Origin of the sequence: Flavobacterium ammonificans (assembly GCF_020885975.1) — a bacterium.
GTDB lineage: Bacteria > Bacteroidota > Bacteroidia > Flavobacteriales > Flavobacteriaceae > Flavobacterium > Flavobacterium ammonificans.
Genome location: NZ_AP025183.1, coordinates 308,709 through 333,345, shown reverse-complemented (window position 1 = coordinate 333,345; position 24,637 = coordinate 308,709). Strand labels below are relative to the sequence as shown.

The window sequence follows — 24,637 nt, the reverse complement described above, 5'->3', positions numbered from 1 at the left end:
TTACAAATGGCTCTGAATTTCTTTGGCTAAAGCCTCAAATTCTTCTTTGCTCATTGTTACTTTATTTTGGAAACGCATTTCATCCATTTCGTTCAATGGAATTAGGTGAATATGGGCGTGAGGTACTTCTAAACCTATTGCCGCCATTCCGATGCGTTTGCAAGGCACTGTTTTTTGCAAGGCTGTAGCTATTTTTTTAGAAAATTGCATCAAACCCAAATACAGTTCATCGTCTATTTCAAAAAGTTGGTCAATTTCTTGTTTTGGAATACACAGCGTATGTCCTTTTGCATTGGGATTGACATCCAAAAATGCCAAGAAATTAGCGTCTTCTGCAATTTTGTAACAAGGTATTTCTCCGTTTACAATTTTGGTAAAAATAGAACTCATAGGATTCAATTTAGTCTCTGGTAATTTCTAAAATATCAAATTTTAAAACCCCATTAGGAACTGTAATTTCAGCCACTTCGCCAACTGATTTTCCTAATAATCCTTTCCCGATAGGTGAGGTCACAGAAATCTTTCCAGTTTTTAAATCGGCTTCGCTTTCAGCTACCAAAGTATAAATCATTTCCATTCCGTTAGTTTGGTTTTTGATTTTTACTTTAGACAATACCAATACTTTGGAAACGTCTAAATGAGTTTCGTCTATCAAACGTGCGTTAGAATGGATTTCTTCTAATTTGGCAATACGCATCTCCAGCATACCTTGCGCTTCTTTGGCTGCATCGTATTCGGCATTTTCAGATAAATCTCCTTTATCTCTTGCATCAGCAATATCTTGTGATGCTTTTGGGCGCATAACATTTTTTAAATAATCTAGTTCTTCTCTTAATTTTTTTAATCCTTCTGCGGTGTAATAAGATACTGTGCTCATAACTTCATTGTTTATATAAAATAGAAAAAATCCCATCGGGACGGGATTTCTTTTCACAAAGATACTATAATTTTAATTAGTTCATAATTAAATTCTTTGTTACCATCTATATCAAAAGTAAATAATTTAAATTTGTTTCACTAATACTATGGTGCAAAAATGGTTGAAATGAAAAAACGCGTCTTATTGATCTATCTTTCCGTATTGTTTTTTTCTTGTTCAGATAATGGTCCAGTGAACAATAATCCATTCCTACAAAATGTTTCGTTTTCTGTAGATATCAATATGAATTTGCCGCTGTACTCTAATCTTTTATATCCTAGTAATGCAGTGTATTTTGCAGGAAGAGGAGTCAAAGGGCTAATTATTTTTAATACCGGTAGTGGCTATAACGCCTTTGACGCAGCTTGTCCAAACCAAACCCCAACAGCTTGTTCTACATTGACAATTAACGGAATTGAAGCTGTTTGCCCGTGTGATAATAAATCCTATAATTTATTTTCCGGACAAGGAAGTTTACAGTATCCAATGAAACAATACCGTGTACAAGTAAATGGAAATGTGTTGCGAGTTTATAATTAAAAAAATCCTGACATTGCTGCCAGGATTTTCAAAAATAATCTAGAATTTAAAAGTAACTCCCGCCAAAAAATTAGTTCCTGCTTGAGGGTAGTAATAAGGATAGATGTCCCACATATAACCGTTAGATACATATTTTTGGTTGAAGATATTGTTGATTAAAGCATTGAATTCAATAGTTTTAAATATTGTTTTCGGTTTTATTTCATAAGAAATGTTTAAATCGTTTACGAAATAGGCATCGAGTATAGCAACTGATGATTCTATATTATTCATAAATTGCGAACCCACATATTTTTGCAACCAAACGATTTGAACTTGATTTACGGGTTTATAAATAATGCTATTTCCTGCAATTAATGAAGGAGAAAAAGAGATGTCTGTGGTACCAAAATTTTGTCCGTCAACATTTAAGTCAATATTTTTATTGCGACTTAATGTAAAATTAGGACGCACACTTAGCTGCTCGCTAAACATCCAATTCGCATCAACTTCTAATCCTAAACGAAAACTTTTCTCACTATTGGATCGAATCGGATTTCCTACATCATCAAGGGTTCCAGTTAATATCAATTGGTCTCGGTACGCCATATAATACAAGTTAGAATTCAATTGAAATTTGTTTGAGACAAATCGCCAACCTAATTCGTAATCATTTAATTGTTCTGGTCTCACATTGCCTCCAATATAATCTGAGCGGTTAGGCTCTCTGTTTGCTCTAGCAAATGAAAAATACAAATTGCTATTACTATTTACTGTATAGTTTAATCCAGCCTTTGGATTAAAAAAAGTAAAGCTATCATTGACTAAACCTGTTTCAATAGCATTGGCTCTGTAGTGTACGTTTCTAATTTGTAGATCACCAAAGAGGCTTAATCTTTCAGTAGCTTGGTAGTTGATTTTGGAGTATAAATTACCGTCCGTTTTTGTTGCTACATCATCATAATAGCGATCGCCTAATTCTGATTGCGACGCAAAGCGAGCCCAAATTACGTTTCCGAAGTGATCTCCCTCATATTTATTAATTCCTCCTCCTAAAAATAAATCTACTTTTTCGGACTCATAATTGGCAGAGAATGTGGTTCCGTAAAAATCATTATCCAACCATTTTCGACGAACTAGGTCGGTTGTATTCATAGTTGAACCATTGATTGTAAAGGGATTTAAACCATATTCACTAAAATCAGCATCTTCTTTATAGTTTTCAAAGTAGCCTCTTCCTTTAGTGTAGTGAAATGCAAGATTCGTATTCCAGTTTTCGGATACTCTTTCGTTCCAATGCAATTGGTAGTGATCTTGTTGGTAATTGTCCGTTTCATTGTCATAAAAGCGTGTTTGTCCTGTTTCGTCAGTGAATATTCCAGCCGAATTAAAAGTTCTATTAGTTAACAATGTTTCTCCGTCTATTCCATTCCACGATTGGTAGGTTTTTTCATTTCCGCCAAAAACAAGTGCTTTTATCAAACTTGTTTTACCAACATAAGTTCCTTGTAAGAAATAGGATTTTAAATCCGAACTTGCTCTGTCAATATAACCATCTGATTCCAATTTAGACAATCGTCCGGCTATTTCAAACCGATCGTTGAGTAAGCCCGTGCTGAATTTCACAGTATGTTTCTTAGTATTGAAACTACCAAATGAATTCGAGATTTCCCCATACGCTTTCTCTGAATAGGAATCAGTTAGCATATTCAAGCTGGCGCCAAAAGCTCCTGCACCATTGGTAGAAGTTCCAACCCCACGCTGTAATTGAATACTCTGAAGTGAAGAGGCAAAGTCAGGCATATTGACCCAAAATGTTCCATGACTTTCTGAATCGTTGTACGGAATTCCGTTGATGGTTACATTGACACGAGTTGCATCGCTTCCACGAACACGAATCCCGGTATAACCCACTCCGTTTCCAGCGTCTGAAGTAGTTACCACTGATGGCATATAGTTCATTAAAATAGGAATGTCTTGCCCTAAATTACGGGTCTTAATTTCCTTTTGGGAAAGGTTGCTAAAACTAACAGGAGTTTTAGAGGTTACTCGAATTGCTGAAACTAACACTTCATCGAGTTGATTCACCTTTGTTGTGTCTTTTAGCTTTTCTTGTGAGAATGCTGCTAAAGCAAACAATAGGAAAGAGCCTAAAAATAATTGCTTTTGACTCCTTTTGAATAATACATTTTTCATTCGTAAAAAAAATTACGAATAACAGGGGTAAATTATTCTTAGTTAATAAATAAATTGGTTACTCCAAACCATAATTTAACGTGCACTTTAAATGTATGATTTGCTTTTCCCTTAGCAGCATTACCTGCCCAGGTTCATTGGGTATAATCTCAGCTCGTTATTTAGAGCACCCCGTGAGACGATGCAAAGATAAAACTAAAAACGGCAATTACAATATCAATTTAAAAATTCAAAATCAAACTTTGAGTCCTTGTGTCTTTGCGGTAAAATAGCTAATCTAAATCAGGTTTTCTCCTTGATTTTTTAATTTCGCCAAGGTTCTTTTTGTCTTTTATTCTTTTTCGGATGGCTGCTTTAGGAATTTTGGTTGCTTTACGCTCTTTGGGTACAAAAAGCCCTTTTTTCAATAATTCAAAAAAGCGTTTGATTACAATTTCCTTGTTTTTGAGCTGGCTTCGGTCTTCGTCACAGTTTAAAATTAAAACGTTTTCTGAAGTTAATCGTGAACTGAGTTTGGTAACTAATAGTGTTTTTTCTTCTTCTGATAGTCCTTGTGATTTTGGAATGTCAAAAGTTAGAACGATTTTTGAAGAAACTTTATTCACGTTTTGCCCGCCCGCTCCACTACTGCGAACGGCTTTAAAACTAAGTTCGGTAAAAAGTTGTTCTCTGTTCATTTTTTATTTATTGCCGCGAAGTATCTAAGACCAAAAGATTTTTATAAAATGTATATGTCATATAAGTTTTATCACATTGCGAACTTCGTGCCTACTTTGTGTTCTTTGTGGTTAGGTTATTTATCGTAGATTCGACTTGATGTTATTGGTTAAAAATAAGGATTATTTACTAATTCCGTTAAGATACATTTGAATAAACTCTAAAGAAGTTTGTCCATTTTGTAATGCAACGGTTAAGTCATCTATTATAGAAACTGCTTTTTTAAGTCGTAAACTAGCATCCCCTGAAAGGGTAATAAATGGTTTGTTGTTGTCGATTAAGGACTGTTTGAAAACGCTAAAAACCGTTTCACGACCTTCAGGTTTGTCTCGCAAATCATCTTTCTCCCACGGCACATCGATATCGGTTAGAAAAAACAAATCGTATTCGTGTTCGCGAGCTGCTTGGTCTAATAAAGGATCACAATAGTTGTAGTATACTTCGGAGAAAACTTTGGTCACCATTAAATTGGTGTCGCAAAACAGATACTGATTAGCAGTTGCCATTTTTTCGTTTTCGAGTTGGGTTTGGCCGTAAGCAATAGGTAACATATCATTTACATCACAAATGGCTTGTTGTTTATCCCATTTTTCTTGAAGATAGTCGCGTGCAAATTCTGGAACCCAATCGGTTTGGTAGTATTCCGCCAGCTGTTTTGCCAAGGTCGTTTTGCCGGTACTTTCGGGACCAAATAAGGCAATTTTTAGTATTCTTTTAGCGCCTGTTGGGAGCTGTTTAAGGTTTTCTTCCATTCTAAATAGCCGTATACGGCAACAATTGTAAATACTACATATTGAAAACTTGTAAAGAATAATCCTTTACCAAAATATAAAGGAATTGAGACTAGATCTCCAATAATCCAAAATACCCAATTTTCTATTTTACGTTTGGCCATAAGCCACATTCCAATAAAGAAAATTCCAGTAACAAATGTGTCCACATAGGCATACCATGTATTAAACTTATCAAAATAAAGATAAACCGCGACTACAAATGCGGTAGTAAAGATAAAGATTAAAAGGGACATACGCTTCTCGGCATTCGAAATGACAGAAATAGGAAATTCAACAATGCCGTCTTTTTTTCGTGTCCAACAATACCAACCGTATACACTCATAGTAAAGTAGTAGCCGTTAATCATCATGTCTCCCCAAAGGGTCCATTTCCAAAGTAGATACACATAAATAAACGTGCTAATCATTCCGGTTGGGAATACTAAAATATTATCCTTTTTAGCATACCAAACACTGGCAATTCCTAAAATGACGGCAATTATTTCTAAAACAATGTCGTAGGTTTGATAGTCTTTATATTGCGAAAAGAAGAATTCTATCATAATTAATGTTCTTGAATTGTGTCGTTATTCTCAAAAGCATATACTAGTGTAAAATTAGTATCCAATTCTGAAAAATGGATGTTGAATTTTTGTTCGGCTCCATTAAAATTTAAATCGGCAGTAGTTTGAGTTTGGTTTAATTCGAAAGGAGCTACTTGAATATGGTCTTTAAAACTGATTCCTTTTTCATTTTTAATTTTGAAAATAGCTTCTTTAGCGCCCCATTTTACGGTTAGTTTTTTGATATAATCGGTAAGATCTGTTTTCTGAAGTCGGCTCAATTCTTCGTCATTGACAAATTTATGAGCGATTTTTAGAATGATATCGCGTTGCATTTCAATGTCGATACCTACAGCTTCGTTACTTATAATGATAGCCGAAAAATGATGGGAATGGGTAATGGAAATCTGTTTTTCGTCTATTAAATGTGGTTTTCCAAATTCATCATAATACAAGTCGAAATCGGAATAACCTGCTAACGCCAATAATTTGCGTACGCTCAGAAAGGCACGTTGGTGCATCTGGGATTTCATACCGTTGAGGCGCAGTTGACTTTTTTCGTTCAATTGGACTTCTTGGTTCAATTGCTCGAAGGATTCGGTGATGTTCCAAATCAGGATTTGTGTGTTGGAATTGTGGTGAATGGTTTTATATAATGGCATACCGAAAACGTGTTTTAGCCCCGACAGTAGCGACATCCTTTGTTGCTGACTGAGGCTCTTGAAGGCAGTAGCAAAGATAAAGCGAATGGCGGGAATAGCTCCAAAAAGAATTGAATTTCAATTATTTTGTTGATTTTTAAAAGATTAGCGCCCTAAACAATTCATAAATGTAGGGTAATGTTTTTAAAATCATAAGTTATTATGTAATTTTGCAAAAATTTTTACAATAACAAATATACTATAAATGAGTACAGCAACGATGCCTTATGTGGCTTACAAAGTAAAAGACATTTCTCTAGCGGCTTGGGGAAGAAAAGAAATTGAATTAGCAGAAGCTGAAATGCCGGGATTAATGGCACTTCGTGCAGAATATGCAGCCGAACAACCGTTAAAAGGGGCTCGTATTGCTGGATGTTTACACATGACGATACAAACTGCGGTTTTGATTGAAACTTTAATTGCTTTGGGAGCTGAGGTAACTTGGTCTTCTTGTAATATTTTCTCTACTCAAGATCAGGCTGCCGCTGCTATTGCTGCTGCTGGAATTCAAGTATATGCTTGGAAAGGTTTGAACGAAGAGGATTTTGACTGGTGTATCGAACAAACTTTATTCTTTGGAGAAGATAGAAAACCATTGAATATGATTTTGGATGATGGTGGAGATTTGACTAATATGGTTATTGATCGTTACCCTCATTTAGTTGAAGGAATCAAAGGATTGTCTGAAGAAACTACAACTGGTGTACACAGATTATACGAAAGAGTAAAAGCTGGAACATTACCAATGCCAGCTATTAACGTAAATGACTCGGTTACTAAATCTAAATTTGACAACAAATACGGTTGTAAAGAATCAGCTGTTGATGCAGTTAGAAGAGCAACCGATATTATGTTGGCTGGAAAAAGAGTAATTGTTTGTGGATACGGTGACGTAGGAAAAGGAACAGCGGCTTCTTTTAGAGGTGCGGGTTCTATTGTAACGGTTACTGAAATCGATCCAATTTGTGCTTTACAAGCAGCAATGGACGGTTTTGAAGTAAAGAAATTAAATACAGTTATTGGTACTGCTGATATCATTATTACTACTACTGGAAATAAAGATATTGTGTTAGGATCTCACTTCGAACAAATGAAAGACAAAACGATTGTGTGTAACATCGGACACTTTGATAACGAAATTGATATGGCTTGGTTGAACAAAAACTTTGGTCATACTAAAAACGAAGTAAAACCTCAAGTAGATATCTACAACGTAAACGGAAAAGATATTATCATCTTGGCTGAAGGTCGTTTGGTAAACTTAGGTTGTGCTACAGGTCACCCAAGTTTTGTGATGAGTAACTCATTTACCAACCAGACTTTGGCACAAATCGAATTGTGGAAAAACAGTGCTAATTACAAAAATGAAGTGTATATGTTGCCAAAACACTTGGATGAAAAAGTAGCGGCTTTACACTTGGCTAAATTGGGTGTGGAATTAGAGACATTGCGTCCAGAGCAAGCAGCCTACATTGGTGTGGAGGTTCAAGGACCATTCAAACCAGAATACTATAGATATTAGTCAGACGGCTTAGACTTTTTATAAAGTTAGATTTTTAGATTGAAAAACCCTTACAGCAATGTGAGGGTTTTTTATTTTTGACACTGTATTAATTTTAAACAAAAAAACCTGTTTCGTGAGAAACAGGTTTTTTAATGATCTATAAAATCGTACAGATTATGCTTCGAATGGAAGGATAGAAACGTATGATTTGTTATCTCTTTTCTTTTGGAACTTAACAACTCCATCTACTCTTGCGTGTAGTGTGTGATCTTTACTGATGTAAACATTTTCACCTGGATTGTGTTTAGAACCTCTTTGTCTTACGATGATGTTTCCAGCAATAGCAGCTTGACCACCAAAAATCTTAACGCCTAAACGTTTTGATTCTGATTCTCTACCATTCTTCGAACTACCGACACCTTTCTTATGAGCCATGACGTATTGGTTTTAATATTGTTAATTATTCTTTAGTATCTTCTTTTTTAGCTTTTGGAGCTGCCTTTTTAGCTTTTGGAGCTGGTTTAGCTTCCTCAGTTGCTGGCGCTTCAGCTACTACTTTTTCTTTTTTAGGTGCTGCAGCTTTTTTAGCTCCACCTACTGTAATACCTTCAATTACAATTTGAGTAAGATATTGTCTGTGACCGTTTCTCTTTTTGTACCCTTTTCTTCTTTTCTTTTTGAAAATGATAACTTTGTCTCCTTTTAAGTGTTGTAACACTTTAGCTTCTACAGAAGCACCTTCTATAGCTGGGGCGCCTAAAGTTACATTACCTTTGTCATCTACTAAAAGAACTTTGTCAAAAGAAACTTTTGAACCTTCTTCGTTAGCCAAACGGTGAACATAAACCTTTAAGTCTTTGCTTACTTTGAATTGTTGCCCTGCTATCTCTACGATTGCATACATACGAAATTGTTTTTATTAATTTTAAGGTTGCAAATATACAATTAATAATTTACTGTGCAATCTCTCTGAATAAAAAGTTTTTGCATCCTGTATTTGCTAAAAAACGGATGTTAATTATTTATCAAAATGGTTGAGTTTTAGAAATACTAAATAAAAAAAACTATTTTTGATGTAACAATAGTTTCTTGGGAGTATCTAATTAGAATTCCTTAGGAGTATTAAAACCTAAATCTAACTTAAAATTATTAATCTTTATGAAAAAATCTATCATGATGTTGAGTGCTGCATTGATGCTTGGAGGAGTTGCTTCTGCTCAGAAAGTTGCTTTTGAAGAGTACAACTTAGACAATGGATTGCACGTAATTTTGCACAACGATCCTTCGGCTCCGACGGTGGTTACTTCGGTAATGTACCACGTAGGTGCTAAAGACGAACAACCAGATCGCACTGGTTTTGCACACTTTTTTGAACATTTGTTGTTTGAAGGAACTGAAAACATTAAACGTGGCGAGTGGTTTAAAATTGTTACCAGTAATGGTGGTGTAAATAATGCTAATACTACTGAAGACAGAACCTATTATTACGAGGTTTTCCCTTCAAATAATTTAGAGTTAGGTTTATGGATGGAAGCAGAGCGTTTGTTGCATCCAGTAATCAATCAAATAGGAGTTGATACTCAAAATGAGGTGGTTAAGGAAGAGAAAAGATTGCGTTATGACAATAGTCCGTATGGTCAATTGATTCCGCAAGTGAAAAAGAATATGTTTAAAAACCATCCGTACCGATGGACTACTATTGGTTCTATGGAACATTTAGACGCAGCTAAGCTAGAGGAATTCCAAGCGTTTAATAAAAAATTCTACATTCCAAACAATGCGGTTTTAGTTGTTGCTGGAGATTTCAAACCAGAACAAGCGAAAGAATGGATTCAAAAATATTTTGGGGTAATTCCAAAAGGAACACCAATTAAACGTGCCACTTTTGAAGAGGCACCAATTACCGAAACGATCAAAGCTAATTTTGAGGATCCAAACATTCAATTGCCAATGGTGGTAACTGCATACAGAACACCATCTATGAAAACTCGTGAAGCTAGAGTATTGGATATGATTTCGTCTATTTTGAGTGACGGAAAAAGTTCTAGAATGTACAAAAAGATTGTAGATGACAAAAAAATGGCCCTACAAATAGGGGCTTTCAATTATAGTCAAGAAGATTATGGAACATACATATTATATGGTTTACCTCAATCGCCATTTACTGCGGCTAATCTGTTGGCTGAAATAGACGAAGAAATAGTAAAACTTCAAACGGAGTTAATTTCTGAGAAAGATTTACAAAAATTACAAAATCAATTTGACAATCAATACGTGAATAGTAATTCAACTATTGAGGGAATTGCTAGTAATTTGGCAACCTATTATATGTTGTATGGAGATGTGAATTTAATTAATACTGAAATTGATATGTATCATTCTATTACTCGTGAAGAAATTAGGGATGTAGCAAAGAAGTATTTAAATCCAAACCAAAGAATGGTGTTGGATTATGTTCCAGTGAAAGATAAATCCCAAAACTAAGATACATCATGAAAAAATCAATTATAATTTTATCAAGCTTATTTATATCAGCGATAATGCAAGGACAAATCATTCCTCAACCCAAATCAGGACCCGCCCCAACTATTAAAATAGGGAAGCCAGAGTCGTTCCAATTAAAAAATGGGTTGAAAGTAATGGTGGTTGAAAATCATAAATTACCTAGAGTTTCATTTACACTTACTTTAGATAACGCACCCTATGCAGAAGGTGCTAAAAAAGGAGTGTCTGATTTGACGAGTAGTATAATTGGAAACGGCACCAAAAAAATCTCTAAAACCGCTTTCAATGAAGAAATCGATTTTATGGGAGCAAGTGTTAACTTTAGTTCCAACGGAGCTTCTGCAAACGCTTTGTCTAAATATGCAGCTCGTGTTTTAGAATTAATGGCAGACGGAGCTTTAAACCCAAACTTTACCCAAGAAGAATTTGACAAAGAAAAAGCCAAAATCATTGAAGGATTAAAAGCAGGAGAGAAAAGTGTGCCGGATGTTGCAGCTCGAGTTAATGATTTTTTAACTTTCGGAAAAGAGCATCCAAACGGAGAATATGTTAGCGAAGCCACCATCAATAATGTTACTTTAGCAGATGTTCAAGCCAACTATAACTCGTATTTTGTTCCAGAAAATGCCTACTTAATCATTGTAGGTGATGTTAAATTTGCAGAAACTAAAAAAGCAGTAGAAAAGTTATTTGGTTCATGGAAAAAAGCTTCGGCTCCAGTTCAGACTTATCCGGAGCCAAAAGACGTTGCTTTTTCACAAATTAATTTCGTGGACATGCCAAATGCGGTTCAGTCAGAAGTAGCTGTAGTAAACTTGGTTAATTTAAAGATGACCGATCCAGATTATTTTCCAGCTTTGGTGGCTAACCAAATCTTAGGAGGAGACTTCAATAGTTATTTGAATATGAATTTAAGAGAAGCACACGGATGGACTTATGGTGCAAGATCTAGTATTCGTGGCGAAAAACGTATTACAAAATTTGAAGCGTCTACTCAAGTTCGAAATGCAGTTACAGACAGTACGGTAGTTGAAATCTTTAAAGAATACAAAAAGATTAGAACTGAAAAAGTTACTGATGAAATGTTAGCAAGCGTTAAAGCGGGTTATATAGGACGTTTTGTAATGCAAATTGAAAAACCTCAAACTATTGCGGGTTACGCTTTACGTATTCAAACACAAAATTTACCAGCTGATTTTTACGAGAACTATATTAAAAACATCAATGCGGTAACTGCTGACGATGTTATGCGTGTGGCCAATAAGTATTTTATGGCTGACAATAGTCGTATTCTAATTGTAGGAAAAGGAGCTGATGTAGTTCCGGCACTAGAAAAATTAAAAATTCCAATTTTGTTTTTTGATAAATATGGCCATCCTGTTGAAAAACCCGTTTTCAAAAAAGAAGTTCCTAAAGGAATGACTGCTAAAACAGTTTTGGACAATTACATCAAAGCTATTGGTGGAGAAAAAGCGGCACTTGCAGTTAAAACAATTGCAATGACTGGATCTACATCTATACCACAAGCTCCTGCACCTTTGAGTTTCAATTCTAAGATTGACGTAAAAGGTAAATTAGTGGTTGAGTTGGCTATGGGTGGAATGAGTATTATGAAACAAGTAGTTAATGAAAAAGGAGGTTTTGTAATTCAACAAGGCCAAAGAATGGACTTGACAGGGAAAGATTTAGAAGAGATGAAAGCAGCTGCTACTCCAATTGAAGAATTGAATCTATTGAAAAAACCAGAAGTAACTTTGACTGGAATTGAGATGGTCAACGGAACAGAAGTTTATGCTTTGAAAAACGGAAATACCACTTTGTATTATGATGTTAAATCTGGATTGAAAATTGGGGATTTAATCACAATGGAACAAGGAGGACAAACGATGAATAAAACCAATTCTTATTTAGATTATCGTGAAGTAAAAGGGGTTAAAGTGCCATTTAACTTAGTTCAAAATGTAGGTTTTGAATTAAATATAAAAATGACTGATGTGAAGATTAACGAAGGTGTCTCTGATGCTGATTTTAAATAATAACTACTAATAAAACTTTTAAAGGCGGTCTGAAAAGACCGCCTTTTTTATTTTTTAGCAGATAGATAGACTCCTATTAGTATAATAAATGCGCCAATAAATTGGATAGGGGTTAGCATTTCGTTGTCTAACAATCCCCAGAAGAAAGCAACAATTGGAATTAAGTAGGTAACCGAAGTAGCAAAAACAGGAGAAGACAATTGAATCAATTTAAAGAAGATAATATTGGCAATTCCAGTTCCAATTACGCCTAAGATTACAATAAATAGCATTGAATGTTGAACTTGAGGCATACTTACAACATCTAAGAAGTCGGTAAAGTATAAGATCAAAGTAGCAGGCAATAGCATAACCAAAAAATTACCAGTTGTGATACTCAATGGTGCCATTCCAGACAAATGTTTTTTAACTAAATTCACATTTGTGGCATAACATACTGAGGCAATAATAACTAAAAGGGCATAATAGTAGTTTTGCTCAGGATGGTTCATTGCGCCATTCAAGATCAGTAAGGCACTTCCAATTAAACCTATGATTACACCAATAATTTGATTGCGTCTAAATTGCAATCCAAAGGCAAGGCTTCCTATGACTAAAGTGTTTAAAGGGGTAAGCGAATTTAATATTGAGCTTACGGAACTATCGATTTCGGTTTGTGCTATTGCAAAAAGGTAAGCAGGAATAAATGTTCCAAAAAGCGCTGTGAGTGCAATAAACTTCCATTGTTGAAAGCTTATTTTAGATAGGCTTTTGAATCCAACTAGTATCAAAAAAAGTCCGGCAAAAATGATTCGTAACGAACCTAATTGTATTGGTGTTAAACCGATTAGGCCTTTCTTAATTAGAATAAACGAACTCCCCCAAATTAAAGAAAGAATAGAAAGAAGTACCCATTTAAGTTGTTTGGATTCCATAAATTAAATTTTGGCTCAAAATTCTACTAATTTTTGAAATTGACCGCCTTTTTTTGATTAATTTTGTAATTATCAAAAAAATAAATTTACAGTATATGAAACTTACAAAAACAATATTGACATTTGCATTCGTTAGTTTGTTAACAGTATCATGCAAAAAAGAAGCCACTACAAAAGAAGTGACTGCTGAAAAAGAAGCGGGAGCACCTAAAAAAGAAGTAGTAATTGCTGCTGAAAATGTTCATACTGCTAGTTTTGAAATCGAAGGTATGACTTGCGCTATGGGTTGTGCCAAAACGATTGAAGAAGAATTAGGCGCTATGGAAGGCGTACAAAAAGCAACAGTGGATTTTGATTCAAAAAAAGCAACAGTGATTTTTGATAAAACAATCCAAAATCAAGACAATTTGACTAAAGTGGTTGAAGCGACTGCTGATGGGAAAACGTATAAAGTAGTTTTGCCAAAATCATAAACGAATTACAGTAATAAATTAAAAGCATCCGGAAGGATGCTTTTTTTGTTATTTCCATTTCAAAGTTTCCATAAGTCGTTGCATATCATTTTTGATATAACTAGCAGCTGGCATAATGGAATCGAAATTAGGTTTAGCATAAAAGTATACAGACCCAGTAACAAAGTTTTTAGTGCTGTCGGTGACATAAAACTGTGAATTGGTTGCCGCATTTCCATTAACTTGGTAAAACATTCCAAATACTCTTTGTTGGGAATTCAAATAGGGTTGTTCTACAATATCATCCGCTTTGATTACGTGTTCAAAGGTTAATTTTTGCGCATCACGCAGTAAATTATTGATATTTCCATTGACGCTTTTATGGGTAAGATAAATGGTGGCTTTCATCTTTGGATAAGTAATTGTAAATCCGCAATCTGTATTGCCTTTGATGATGGCATCGTTATTCATTTCGAAAGTAAACGGGCAATTGCTCTCAAATTGAGCATAGCTGGCTTCAGGGTAATCTAAGCGTAAATGACTCGAAGGTTTTGGTAATACTTCTTTTTTACAGCTTGAGATAGTCAAGGCTACAAGAATAAGTATAAAAGAATTTATTTTTTTTGACATAACAAAGTGGAGCGTGTTTAACAATTAAAAAGGTAAATCGTTAATTGGTAAATTCGTATTTTGAGGTTCTGAAGGAGTTGTTTTATTGTTCTCGGAATCTTTCTTTGTATTCAGAAAAGTAAATTCTACTACTTGAATTTCAGAAGTGTGTTTTGTAGTTCCGTCTTCGGCTTGCCATTGACGTGATTTGATGCGTCCTTCTATATAAATTTTATCTCCTTTAGAAAGGTATTTTTCGCATAATTCAGCGGCTTTATTACGCACCACTATAGTATGCCATTCTGTAGAAGTGATTTTTTCGTTAGTCGTTTTATTAATGTATACCTCGTGTGTTGCCAATTGAAATCGGCCAATACAATTACCTCCTTCGAAATAATGCAATTTCACCTCGTCTCCAAGATAGCCGATAAGAATCACTTTATTTACTGTCCCATTCATAATATAGTATTTGAATCAAAGATAGGATTTTTTATTTTGCTTCGATAAAATTGTGAAGCACTATAGGGAAAGGAAACGTTTTTAAATCGGTTGCATTAATACCATTTGGAATAGTTCCGGTAATTTTCACATTCCAAAATTTAATGTGTAAATGTTGGTGCGAAAGTTTATGAATAATGCTTTTTGGATTTTCTTCTCCTATACTTATGATATTCCAATGTTGAAAGTCGGATTTAATTTGCTTAGATATAGTGTTGAAATCTTCTTCCTTTTCGGTTTCGATTAAAGGGAATTCATATAAATTGTGCCAAATACCTTTATCTGTTCTTTTTTGGATAATGGTGTTTTCAACTTCGTCAGAAAAGATGAGGTAATTAAAGTATCGGTTTCTGACTTTTAGTTTTTTCAATTTTACAGGAAGTTGGTCTACTTTCTTTTTTTGCAAAGCAGCGCAACTTTCGTTAAAAATACAAGCTTCGCAGTTTGGACTTTTTGGAACACATTGCAAAGCGCCAAACTCCATTATAGCTTGATTGAATAAGGCTGGGTTATCTTTCGGAATCAATTCGAGAGCTATTGCGCTGAACTCCTTTTTAGCGGAAGCCGAAGCAATATCGGTCTCAATATCAAAATAACGTGACAGCACCCGAAATACGTTTCCGTCAACTACAGGAACGACTTCGTTATAAGCAAATGATGCGATGGCTGCAGCGGTGTACTCCCCAATTCCTTTTAATTGAAGTAAGTCTTTATAATTGTTTGGAAAAATACCTCCAAGTTCATTAGCAATATATTGTGCGGTTTGGTGTAAATTTCTGGCACGTGAATAATAGCCTAATCCTTGCCATAATTTTAAAACTTGTTCTTCGTGAGCATTGGCTAAATCAAAAACGGTAGGAAAGGCATTTGTAAATGAAAAAAAGTAGGGCATTCCTTGTGCTACTCTCGTCTGTTGTAACATGATTTCTGAAAGCCAAATCGGGTATGGATTGGTGGTATTTCGCCATGGTAAATCGCGTTTATTTTGTAAATACCAATCTATCAATAACTTAGAAAAATCCATTGTTAACTATTTCTTTGCAAAAGTAAAAGTTTATGTGATTAAAATTTAATCAATTAGCTTGAATAATTGTTTTTTTAATTCATATATTTGCAAACTCAAAAAAAATAGTACAACATTTATAAATAAGGAAGAAAATGACGAAAGCAGATATCGTAGCGAAAATTTCAGAGAAATTAGGTCTAGAAAAAGGAGATGTTCAAGCAACTGTAGAAACATTTATGAATGAAGTTAAAACTTCATTAGAGACTGGAGATAACGTATATTTAAGAGGTTTTGGAAGTTTTATTGTAAAAACAAGAGCTGAAAAAACAGGTAGAAACATTTCTAAGAATACAACAATTAAAATTCCTGCACACAATATTCCTGCTTTTAAACCGGCAAAAGTTTTTGTAGAAGGCGTAAAAATCAATAACGAAGCAAAATAAAATAGTAATTAATCATAAAATCTACAAGATATGCCAAGCGGTAAAAAAAGAAAGAGACATAAGGTAGCGACGCACAAACGTAAAAAAAGAGCGAGAGCTAACCGTCATAAGAAGAAAAAGTAGTTTTAAACTACTTTTTTCTTTTTAAAAGTTCATTGAAATCGAAAATTAGTAAACAGTCTTCAGTCTTTAGTATTCAGTATACTGACTTCTTAGAACTGTGCACTGCCAGCTAGTTTTCCCCGGGTTCAATACCTGTTAAAAATATTGTTTAATCCATCCTTACTAAATAGTTGATGGTTGATAGTTGTTAGCTGAAGGATTTACCAACAGCCAAAAATTTAATATCAACAACCAAAAGTTCGGATAAAAATGTACAGCGTGAATAAAGAATTAATCATTCGATCAAGTTCTGAAGCCGTAGATTTTGCCTTATTAAAAGATGGAAAACTAATTGAATTACACAAGGAAGAAGAAAAAAGCAACTTTCAAGTTGGCGATATTTTTATTGCCAAAATCAGAAAACCAGTTGCTGGATTGAACGCTGCTTTTGTAAATGTTGGCTTCGAAAAAGATGCCTTTTTACATTATCACGACTTAGGTCCAAATTTAGCTTCCCAACTGAAATTCATAAAACTTGTAAGCACAGGTAAATTAAAGGATTTCTCCCTAAAAACCTTTCAGTTTGACAATGAAATTGATAAAGATGGCACCATTATGGATGTTTTGAGTGCCAACCAATCGATTTTAGTGCAAGTCGTAAAAGAACCAATATCAACCAAAGGACCGAGAATTAGCGCTGAGCTATCTCTTGCCGGACGTTTTATTGTGTTAGTTCCTTTTTCTGATCGTGTTTCTATTTCTCAAAAAATAGAAGACAAGAAAGAAAAAGACCGTTTAAAAAGACTTGTGCAATCAGTTAAACCAAAAGGATTTGGTGTTATTGTTCGTACAGTAGCCGAAGGCAAAAATACAGCCGAATTAGAAAAAGATTTGCAGAACCTGCTCAGCAGATGGAATGCAATGTGTAAAAAATTACCAACCGCTCATCATCCGTCAAAAGTATTAGGAGAACTCAACAGAGCTTCATCTATCTTACGAGACGTATTTAACGATACCTTTAGTGGTATTCAAATTGATGATGAAGAGTTGTACCAACAAACCAAGGATTATGTGCAAGAAATTGCACCATCCAAAGAATCAATTGTGAAGTTTTATCAATCCAATGATACTCCCATTTTTGAGAAATACAATATAGAGAGACAAATCAAGACTTCGTTTGGAAAAACGGTTTCTATGAGTAAAGGAGCGTATCTTATTATTGAACACACTGAAGCTTTACACGTTATTGACGTGAATAGCGGAAATCGTTCCAATAAGGCTTCTAACCAAGAAGACACCGCCATGGAAGTGAATATGATTGCTGCCGCCGAAATAGCAAGACAATTGCGTCTTCGCGATATGGGCGGAATCATCGTAGTTGATTTTATCGATATGGCGAATCCTGAAAATCGCAAAGTATTGTTCGACTTCTTACGAGAAGAAATGAGCGATGATAAAGCCAAACACAAAATCTTACCGCCGAGTAAATTTGGATTAGTCCAAATTACACGTCAACGAGTAAGACCAGAAATGAATATTAAAACTAGAGAAGAAGATCCAAATAATGAAAGTGGCGAAATTGAAGCGCCAATTCTAATCATTGACAAGATTACTTTAGATCTAGAAAGAGTATTAAAAAGTCATTCAAATGTGGTGCTTAATGTACATCCATTTGTGGCTGCTTACCTTACCAAAGGTTTTCCATCGATACGTTCAAAGTGGTTCTTTGAACATAAAAAATGGGTGAAAATTATACCACGTGATGCTTACACGTATTTAGAATATCATTTCTTTGACAAAAAAGGGAATGGTATTTCAGAATAAAAAAGAAACCGCCTTTCGAAAGATAGGCGGTTTTTTTATGTCATATTGCGAAGAACGAATCAATCTTGTTTTAGGAGCTATTTCCAGCTATCCGCTCTATCTTTTTTGGTGCCTTCGAGAACCTCAGTCACCTAAAAAGGATGCCGCTTCTATCTGGGCTAGGATTAATTAGTAAAAATCACTTCCTGCGTTCCGCAAAAAAGCGTTTCATCAGTTCGGCAGCTTCTTCAGCTAAAATACCAGAAATTACTTCGGTTTTGGGATGCAATTGCGTTCCCATTGAAACAAATCCACGTTGCTCGTCGCTAGCGCCATACACTATTTTCGATATTTGGCTCCAATACAACGCCCCAGCGCACATTTGGCAAGGCTCCAAAGTAACATACAAAGTACAATCTTTTAAATATTTCCCACCCAAGAAATTAGCGGCTGAAGTGATAGCTTGCATTTCGGCGTGAGCTGTTACATCATGCAGTAATTCAGTTAGATTATGAGTGCGAGCAATGATGGTGTTGTTGATTACAATTAGCGCACCTACGGGAATTTCGCCTTTTTCAAAAGCCATTTCGGCTTCTTGTAAGGCTTTCTTCATAAAATAAGTGTCGTTGAAAGGGTTTTCCATTTAGCAAAAATATGAATTCAATTTGTACATTTGCACCATGTCAAACAATTTACTTTCAAGCATTAACAGTCCCGCCGATTTACGTCAACTCGATGTCAATCAATTGCCACAACTTGCTCAAGAGTTGCGCGATTTCATTATCGATGTGGTTTCGGTAAAAGAAGGGCATTTGGGTGCTAGTTTGGGAGTAGTAGAATTGACGATTGCTTTGCATTATGTTTTTGATACGCCTAACGATTCTTTGATTTGGGACGTAGGCCATCAAGCTTACGGACATAAAATACTTACTGGTCGAAGAGATCAATTTCACACTAACAGACAACTTCACGGTATTTCAGGTTTTCCAAAACGAGACGAAAGTGAATACGATGCTTTTGGCGTAGGTCATTCATCAACTTCCATTTCGGCAGCTTTAGGAATGGCTATTGCCGCAAATTTGAAAGGGAATATAGAACAACAGCATATTGCGGTTATTGGGGACGCTTCGATAGCCTCAGGAATGGCTTTTGAAGGACTGAATCACGCTGGAGTTACCGATGCTAATTTATTAGTGATTCTAAATGATAACGCTATTGGGATAGATCCAAGCGTTGGAGCATTGAAAAACTATTTGACAGCCGTTAAAGAAGGCAAAAATCCTAAGCAAAATAACATGATTAAGTCCTTGAATTTTGATTATTCAGGACCAATTGACGGACACAACATCCAGGCTGTAATTGAAGAATTAGAGCGACTTAAAAAAGTAAAAGGGCCAAAGTTTTTGCACGTAATTACTACCAAAGGTAAAGGACTGCAGCAAGCCGAAGAAAATCAAGTGCAATACCATGCGCCAGGAAAATTTGACGCTAATACAGGAGAAATAATTCCTAAATCGGAAGCTAATTTGCCGCCAAAATACCAAGATGTTTTTGGTGAAACGATTTTGGATTTGGCACAAAAAAACGAAAAAATCATCGGAATTACTCCAGCAATGCCTACTGGAAGTTCGCTTAAGTTGATGATGGATGCCTTACCCAACCGAGCTTTTGATGTTGGAATTGCAGAACAGCACGCGGTTACTTTAGCTGCTGGAATGGCAACACAAGGAATGGTCGTTTTTTGTAATATTTATTCCACTTTTTTACAAAGAGCCTATGATCAACTGATTCACGACGTAGCTTTGCAAAATTTACCGGTTATTTTCTGTTTGGATCGTGCGGGATTGGTAGGAGAGGATGGCGCTACACATCATGGTATTTTTGACTTGGCTTACCTTCGTTGCATACCTAATATGATGGTGTTTTCGCCAATAAATGAAACTGCTTTACAAAATATTTTATATACGGCTCAATTGGGATTGGAACATCCTATTGCGATTCGTTACCCTAGAGGTCGCGGACAAAATACAAATTGGAAAAGTCCATATCAAAAAATTACCATTGGCAAAGCCAACTGTTTAAAAGAAGGAACAAAAGTTGCGGTTGTATCTAATGGAACAATTGGCAATAATGTGATACAAGCTTTGGAAAATTTGCAAAATCCATCTGCTTTTGCACATTTTGATTTTCCGTTTGTAAAACCTTTGGATGAAAAGCTTTTACATACTATTTTTTCTAAATTTGAAACGATAATTAGCATTGAAGACGGGGTTATTTCAGGAGGTTTTGGAAGTGCAATTCTGGAATTCGCGGCAGCCAATAATTATCACAGTAAAATTCAAATTCTTGGAGTTCCAGATGTTTTTATCGAACAAGGAACTGTTTTGGAATTACAACAATATTGCAAAATTGACGTTTTGAGTTTAGAAAAGGTTTTTAGTCAATACCTATAATTCATTTTTTGTATTACATATGAAGCTTAAATTAAGTTGTTTGTTTTTTATTTTTTCATTGTCAGTCTTTAGTCAAGATACTATTCAATTACAACCTAAGGACTCTTTATCTCATTGGAGAAACAAAAACAAAGTTGGATTTGATATTTCGCAGATTGCCTTTGTAAACTGGAGTGCTGGAGGTAATAGTGCTATCTCAGGTTTAATAAAAGGAGATTTTTCTAGAGTGTACACCAAAGGAAATCAGAAATGGGTAAATGAATTAATTGTTCGCTATGGTCTCAACAAGCAAGATGGGGTTGATTTACGAAAAACGGATGATTTAATTCAATTGAGTTCCACTTTTGGTTATAGAAAAGACTCAATTACAAACTGGTATCATTCAGCTAAATTTAATTTTAACACACAGTTTAGTAATGGATATGCTTATCCTAATACTGAGAAAGCAATTTCTAGATTGTTTGCGCCGGCTTATATATTTTTAGGTGTGGGAACAGAAAATGCTAGTAAATCGAAACATAGAATATTTTATATCTCTCCTTTTACTTTTAAAACTACCTTTGTATTGGATCAAACTTTAGCCAATCAAGGTGCATTTGGTGTGACTGAGGCAGTTGTTGATTCGAATGGTTTAATTATTACAAATGGAAAACAAACTAGGACTGAGTTGGGTTTTTTGTTTTCAAGTTATTATAAAAAAGAAATTGCTAAAAATGTCGTTTGGGTAAATAAATTAGTCCTCTTTTCTGATTATATCAACAAATTTGGGAATATTGATATTGATTATGACTTTCGATTGGATTTAACCGTAAATCAACATGTAAAAGTAAATATTGGTGCGCAATTCATTTATGATGATGATATTAAAGCTAAAAAACAAATTGATGGCAAACAAGTAACATTGGGTCCAAAACTCCAGATAAGACAAATGTTAGGAGTTGGACTGGTTTATACATTTTTAAACCACCATTAAATTACACCCTCTAATATCAGAATGATCAAATCGGCCTAAAATTTCAAAACTACCATTAGGGTATTTTTTCCCTAAATCTTGAGTAGCAATAAATGAACAGGAATTGATATTGGCTAAATCAATTACGTTAATACCTCCAGTTTTACCCTCTCGAACATAAGATAATGCATCTTCAGTGTCTCGAACCAGAATTTGCATCCATGACGGACATTCGAAAATTCCTTCACCCAATGAATAAGCTTGTGACAATAGTTCGGTCATTCCATATTCGGAATGTATTGATTTAACACCAAATCCATTGCAGAGTTCTAGGTGCAATTCTTCGCGAATCATTTCTTTGCGTTTTCCTTTCATTCCTCCGGTTTCCATAATGATTGTGTTTTCTAATTGGAATGAATGTTTTTCAACCAAATCTAATAGGGCATACGTAACTCCAATTAAAATTACATTTTGTCCAGCATGATCTAGTTGAATTAATTTAGCAATGAGTTCGTCATAATTGTGAAGGTAAAAACCGCTTTCATCTTGATTGGAAAGTTGAATTAAATCATCAACCATATGAATTAAGGAAGAGCCTTCTCTTTCTAAATAAGACGGAAGCAATGCTACTACTACATAATCTTCAATGTTGCCATAGAATTGAGAAAATCCTTTGCGGTAGCTCTCTTCATAAATCCCTAGGTCAGTAACTAAATGTTTGCTCGTGATCATTCCTGTTGTGCCACTACTAGTAAAAGTAGTTTCTATAGGATTAGTAGAAGAAATCACTGAATGACTTTTGAAAAACTGAATGGGTAAAAACGGAATTTGCTCAATTGATTTTACTTTTTGGACATCCGTTTTTAAAAAATCACAAAATTCACGGTACACTAGATTATTCTCGTATTGAAAACGAAAAATTTTCAAAGCGATTTTGTCAAACTGCTTTTGATTACTAATGGTAAATATATCGTGAGATGAAATCAAGAATTATTTTTTCACAAAAGTAATTGAAATAAATGGGAAAATAAATGGGAATAAAAAAAGCCCCAAAAAAGGAGCTTGATTTTAATCTTTATAGGTGTCAAATAGATATTGTAATGTTGCATTGATTTCATTGGCTTGAATCAAAGGCATTGGAGTATCTGTATTTAGCCAATTTTCAATTACACTATCAAAGTCATCACCGACTTCATAAACTACTGGTACGCCCATTTTTTTCAATGCCGCAGCATTACATTCTTGTTCGTAGTGTTTTTGAATTGGGATACTCAGTATTTTTTTTCTAAGGAATAATGCTTCTGCTGGAGTCTCAAATCCCCCGCCAGTGATTATTCCATGACAATTGATTAGACTTTCATTAAAATCGGCTTGATTTACAGGATAGTATGTGATATTTCCTAATTTTTGTTTTGTTTTGATGTCATTCAGAAACCAATGAAATTCTTGGTTTGGCATATTCCGGAATGCTTTTTCTAAACAGGATATGTCAAATGAAGGTAAGTAAACAGTAATATGTCCTAAGTTTTTCGGCTTAGCTTGCTGAATTTCTTCTTTAATGATAGGAGGAACAATAAACGAATCGTATTTTTCAAAATGCAATCCAATATTTTTGGGTGCGGAAGCATAATGTTTTAAAATCATTTCGCCCATTATACTTTTCTTATCGGGTCTTGGGGTGTTTTTAGATACAAAACTGGCTTGGTGTCCCAATTGAACGGAATGTACTTTTTGCATTTTGCAAGCCAAAGAAGTAATGGAGTCAAAGTCATTGATGATTACATCATATTTCTTTAATGGTAGTGATTTGGCTTCTTTAATCATTTGTAAAGGGCGAACGTTTTTTGCGATTTTCCAATAATCCAAACCGCCACAGGTACTGTAAAATAAACTACAACCTGCACTTTTATATTTTACTGGCAGATCAATTGCAAGACTTGCATTACTACCGCTCATAAAAAAATCGACCTCTCCGAATTTCTGTAAATACGGATAGAGTTGCATCGCTCTACTAATATGTCCGTTTCCAGTAGCTTGTATGGCGTAAAAAATTTTCATAATTGTTATGCTAAAATTTTACTAACAATATCATTTATAATGCTATCCTCAATTGAGTCTTGTGTTTGATTGGTATAATCAATTTTTTGATACCGATAGATGCGCCACTTCTTTTTGTTGTATTCCAATGCACTCAAGTTTTCAACCCAGTCTCCACTATTTAAGTAAACTACTTTTCCGTTTTCGTTAGAAACCTCTTTCATTTGTGGTTTATGAATATGCCCGCAAACAACATAATCAAATTTCTTTTCGATTGCGATTTCTGCAGCAGTAGTTTCAAAATTAGAGATGAATGCCACCGCCTTTTTAACGCTGTCTTTGATTTTTTTTGAGAAGCTTCTTTTTTCTTTTCCGGTGAGAACTAATAACCAATTCACAAAACAATTGATGAGGATTAGTAAGTCATACCCTTTACCACCTAGTTTCGCAATTATTTTCGCATAGCCTTTAGTAGAAGAATCAAAAACATCTCCGTGAAAAATCCATACTTTTTTATCGTCAAGCTCTAAGATTAGTTTATCTACTAATTCAATATTACCTAAATTAGTGTCAGAATATTTTCGTAATGCTTCATCATGATTACCAGTAATATATACCACTTTGGTGCCTTGATTGGACATTTTTAAAATTTGTCGCAATACATTCATGTGAGCTGCAGGAAAATATCTTTTAGAGAAGTTCCAAATATCAATGATATCACCATTTAGAACTAGCATTTCAGGCTGAATGGATTTAAGATAATAGACTAATTCATTAGCATGACATCCATAAGTTCCCAAGTGTACATCACTTAAAACTACAAGAGGGAGTTTTCGTTTATTTTTCATGAGTTGTTTTTACGAATGTAAAAACATCATGTTAAAACTATGTTTTGTGAAGATTACTAAATCATTACAATTGTAACCTAATTGTTT

The 24,637-nt window shown here is 34.7% G+C and carries 26 protein-coding genes; 9 read left to right on the top strand and 17 right to left on the bottom strand.

What is annotated here, in order from left to right:
• Both LPC23_RS01520 and greA read right to left on the bottom strand, forming a co-directional pair.
• Positions 1–390, bottom strand: a complete 390-nt coding sequence (locus LPC23_RS01520) for an HIT family protein (protein WP_229330512.1) — start codon at positions 388–390, stop codon at positions 1–3.
• A 10-nt stretch (positions 391–400) separates the two neighbouring features.
• Positions 401–877 (bottom strand): transcription elongation factor GreA, encoded by a 477-nt coding sequence (gene greA / locus LPC23_RS01515; protein WP_229325848.1) that lies wholly within the window; start codon positions 875–877, stop codon positions 401–403.
• A gap of 168 nt (positions 878–1,045) precedes the next feature.
• On the opposite strand from greA, the gene LPC23_RS01510 reads away from it, so the two are divergent.
• Complete coding sequence (locus tag LPC23_RS01510) at positions 1,046–1,459, top strand: Rieske (2Fe-2S) protein (RefSeq protein WP_229330510.1); 414 nt, start codon at positions 1,046–1,048, stop codon at positions 1,457–1,459.
• 39 nt (positions 1,460–1,498) lie between these two features.
• On the opposite strand, the gene LPC23_RS01505 is transcribed toward LPC23_RS01510, so the two are convergent.
• The 5 genes from LPC23_RS01505 to LPC23_RS01485 form a co-directional block, all read right to left on the bottom strand.
• Positions 1,499–3,634: a TonB-dependent receptor gene (locus LPC23_RS01505; protein WP_229330508.1), complete on the bottom strand. Its 2,136-nt coding sequence runs from the start codon at positions 3,632–3,634 to the stop codon at positions 1,499–1,501.
• A gap of 272 nt (positions 3,635–3,906) precedes the next feature.
• A complete protein-coding gene (arfB, locus tag LPC23_RS01500; RefSeq protein WP_229330507.1) occupies positions 3,907–4,311 on the bottom strand; it encodes an alternative ribosome rescue aminoacyl-tRNA hydrolase ArfB in 405 nt (134 codons plus the stop codon).
• A gap of 162 nt (positions 4,312–4,473) precedes the next feature.
• On the bottom strand, positions 4,474–5,103 hold the full coding sequence (locus tag LPC23_RS01495) for an AAA family ATPase (protein ID WP_229330505.1): 630 nt from the start codon (positions 5,101–5,103) through the stop codon (positions 4,474–4,476).
• The gene (gene pnuC, locus LPC23_RS01490) at positions 5,055–5,687 is read right to left on the bottom strand and encodes a nicotinamide riboside transporter PnuC (protein ID WP_229330503.1); all 633 of its coding nucleotides are present in this window, start codon (positions 5,685–5,687) and stop codon (positions 5,055–5,057) included. Before pnuC ends, LPC23_RS01495 begins: the two co-directional genes overlap by 49 nt.
• A gap of 2 nt (positions 5,688–5,689) precedes the next feature.
• A complete protein-coding gene (locus LPC23_RS01485; RefSeq protein WP_229330501.1) occupies positions 5,690–6,349 on the bottom strand; it encodes a 4'-phosphopantetheinyl transferase family protein in 660 nt (219 codons plus the stop codon).
• Between the two features lie 244 nt (positions 6,350–6,593).
• On the opposite strand from LPC23_RS01485, the gene ahcY reads away from it, so the two are divergent.
• Positions 6,594–7,910 carry an adenosylhomocysteinase gene (ahcY, locus tag LPC23_RS01480; protein ID WP_229330499.1) on the top strand — a complete coding sequence of 439 codons (1,317 nt, stop codon included), beginning with the start codon at positions 6,594–6,596 and terminating at the stop codon, positions 7,908–7,910.
• A gap of 156 nt (positions 7,911–8,066) precedes the next feature.
• Here the strand turns inward: ahcY and rpmA are convergent, their stop codons facing one another.
• A complete protein-coding gene (gene rpmA, locus LPC23_RS01475) occupies positions 8,067–8,327 on the bottom strand; it encodes a 50S ribosomal protein L27 (protein ID WP_007805051.1) in 261 nt (86 codons plus the stop codon).
• Between the two features lie 25 nt (positions 8,328–8,352).
• Positions 8,353–8,796 carry a 50S ribosomal protein L21 gene (gene rplU, locus LPC23_RS01470; RefSeq protein WP_229325831.1) on the bottom strand — a complete coding sequence of 148 codons (444 nt, stop codon included), beginning with the start codon at positions 8,794–8,796 and terminating at the stop codon, positions 8,353–8,355.
• A gap of 254 nt (positions 8,797–9,050) precedes the next feature.
• Here rplU and LPC23_RS01465 point away from each other — a divergent pair, with 254 nt between their 5' ends.
• Both LPC23_RS01465 and LPC23_RS01460 read left to right on the top strand, forming a co-directional pair.
• On the top strand, positions 9,051–10,376 hold the full coding sequence (locus LPC23_RS01465) for a M16 family metallopeptidase (RefSeq protein WP_229330497.1): 1,326 nt from the start codon (positions 9,051–9,053) through the stop codon (positions 10,374–10,376).
• An 8-nt stretch (positions 10,377–10,384) separates the two neighbouring features.
• Complete coding sequence (locus LPC23_RS01460) at positions 10,385–12,433, top strand: M16 family metallopeptidase (RefSeq protein ID WP_229330495.1); 2,049 nt, start codon at positions 10,385–10,387, stop codon at positions 12,431–12,433.
• Positions 12,434–12,480: 47 nt separating this feature from the next.
• On the opposite strand, the gene LPC23_RS01455 is transcribed toward LPC23_RS01460, so the two are convergent.
• Complete coding sequence (locus tag LPC23_RS01455) at positions 12,481–13,347, bottom strand: DMT family transporter (RefSeq protein ID WP_229330493.1); 867 nt, start codon at positions 13,345–13,347, stop codon at positions 12,481–12,483.
• A 95-nt stretch (positions 13,348–13,442) separates the two neighbouring features.
• Here LPC23_RS01455 and LPC23_RS01450 point away from each other — a divergent pair, with 95 nt between their 5' ends.
• Positions 13,443–13,820, top strand: coding sequence for a heavy-metal-associated domain-containing protein (locus LPC23_RS01450; RefSeq protein WP_229330491.1), 378 nt, complete (start codon positions 13,443–13,445; stop codon positions 13,818–13,820).
• 48 nt (positions 13,821–13,868) lie between these two features.
• Here the strand turns inward: LPC23_RS01450 and gldD are convergent, their stop codons facing one another.
• From gldD to mutY, 3 genes are read right to left on the bottom strand one after another with little or no spacing between them, the layout of a single operon-like run.
• The gene (gene gldD / locus LPC23_RS01445) at positions 13,869–14,429 is read right to left on the bottom strand and encodes a gliding motility lipoprotein GldD (RefSeq protein WP_229330489.1); all 561 of its coding nucleotides are present in this window, start codon (positions 14,427–14,429) and stop codon (positions 13,869–13,871) included.
• A 24-nt stretch (positions 14,430–14,453) separates the two neighbouring features.
• Positions 14,454–14,867, bottom strand: a complete 414-nt coding sequence (locus LPC23_RS01440; protein ID WP_229330486.1) for a single-stranded DNA-binding protein — start codon at positions 14,865–14,867, stop codon at positions 14,454–14,456.
• A gap of 31 nt (positions 14,868–14,898) precedes the next feature.
• Positions 14,899–15,930 carry an A/G-specific adenine glycosylase gene (gene mutY / locus LPC23_RS01435; RefSeq protein WP_229330484.1) on the bottom strand — a complete coding sequence of 344 codons (1,032 nt, stop codon included), beginning with the start codon at positions 15,928–15,930 and terminating at the stop codon, positions 14,899–14,901.
• Between the two features lie 134 nt (positions 15,931–16,064).
• On the opposite strand from mutY, the gene LPC23_RS01430 reads away from it, so the two are divergent.
• Complete coding sequence (locus tag LPC23_RS01430) at positions 16,065–16,355, top strand: HU family DNA-binding protein (RefSeq protein WP_039112429.1); 291 nt, start codon at positions 16,065–16,067, stop codon at positions 16,353–16,355.
• Positions 16,356–16,736: 381 nt separating this feature from the next.
• On the top strand, positions 16,737–18,281 hold the full coding sequence (locus LPC23_RS01425) for an Rne/Rng family ribonuclease (RefSeq protein ID WP_229325816.1): 1,545 nt from the start codon (positions 16,737–16,739) through the stop codon (positions 18,279–18,281).
• A 178-nt stretch (positions 18,282–18,459) separates the two neighbouring features.
• Here the strand turns inward: LPC23_RS01425 and LPC23_RS01420 are convergent, their stop codons facing one another.
• Positions 18,460–18,903 carry a nucleoside deaminase gene (locus LPC23_RS01420; protein WP_229330482.1) on the bottom strand — a complete coding sequence of 148 codons (444 nt, stop codon included), beginning with the start codon at positions 18,901–18,903 and terminating at the stop codon, positions 18,460–18,462.
• A 37-nt stretch (positions 18,904–18,940) separates the two neighbouring features.
• Here LPC23_RS01420 and LPC23_RS01415 point away from each other — a divergent pair, with 37 nt between their 5' ends.
• Together LPC23_RS01415 and LPC23_RS01410 are read left to right on the top strand one after the other, a co-directional pair.
• On the top strand, positions 18,941–20,713 hold the full coding sequence (locus LPC23_RS01415; protein WP_229330480.1) for a 1-deoxy-D-xylulose-5-phosphate synthase: 1,773 nt from the start codon (positions 18,941–18,943) through the stop codon (positions 20,711–20,713).
• A gap of 19 nt (positions 20,714–20,732) precedes the next feature.
• Entirely contained in the window at positions 20,733–21,686 is a 954-nt protein-coding gene (locus LPC23_RS01410; protein ID WP_229330478.1) for a DUF3078 domain-containing protein, read from the top strand.
• On the opposite strand, the gene LPC23_RS01405 is transcribed toward LPC23_RS01410, so the two are convergent.
• The 3 genes from LPC23_RS01405 to LPC23_RS01395 form a co-directional block, all read right to left on the bottom strand.
• Complete coding sequence (locus LPC23_RS01405) at positions 21,672–22,652, bottom strand: LuxE/PaaK family acyltransferase (protein WP_229330476.1); 981 nt, start codon at positions 22,650–22,652, stop codon at positions 21,672–21,674. The genes LPC23_RS01410 and LPC23_RS01405 overlap by 15 nt on opposite strands.
• An 81-nt stretch (positions 22,653–22,733) precedes the next feature.
• Entirely contained in the window at positions 22,734–23,723 is a 990-nt protein-coding gene (locus LPC23_RS01400) for a glycosyltransferase family protein (protein WP_229330474.1), read from the bottom strand.
• Positions 23,724–23,728: 5 nt separating this feature from the next.
• Positions 23,729–24,550 (bottom strand): UDP-2,3-diacylglucosamine diphosphatase, encoded by an 822-nt coding sequence (locus LPC23_RS01395; protein ID WP_229325805.1) that lies wholly within the window; start codon positions 24,548–24,550, stop codon positions 23,729–23,731.
• Between the last annotated feature and the right edge of the window lie 87 nt (positions 24,551–24,637).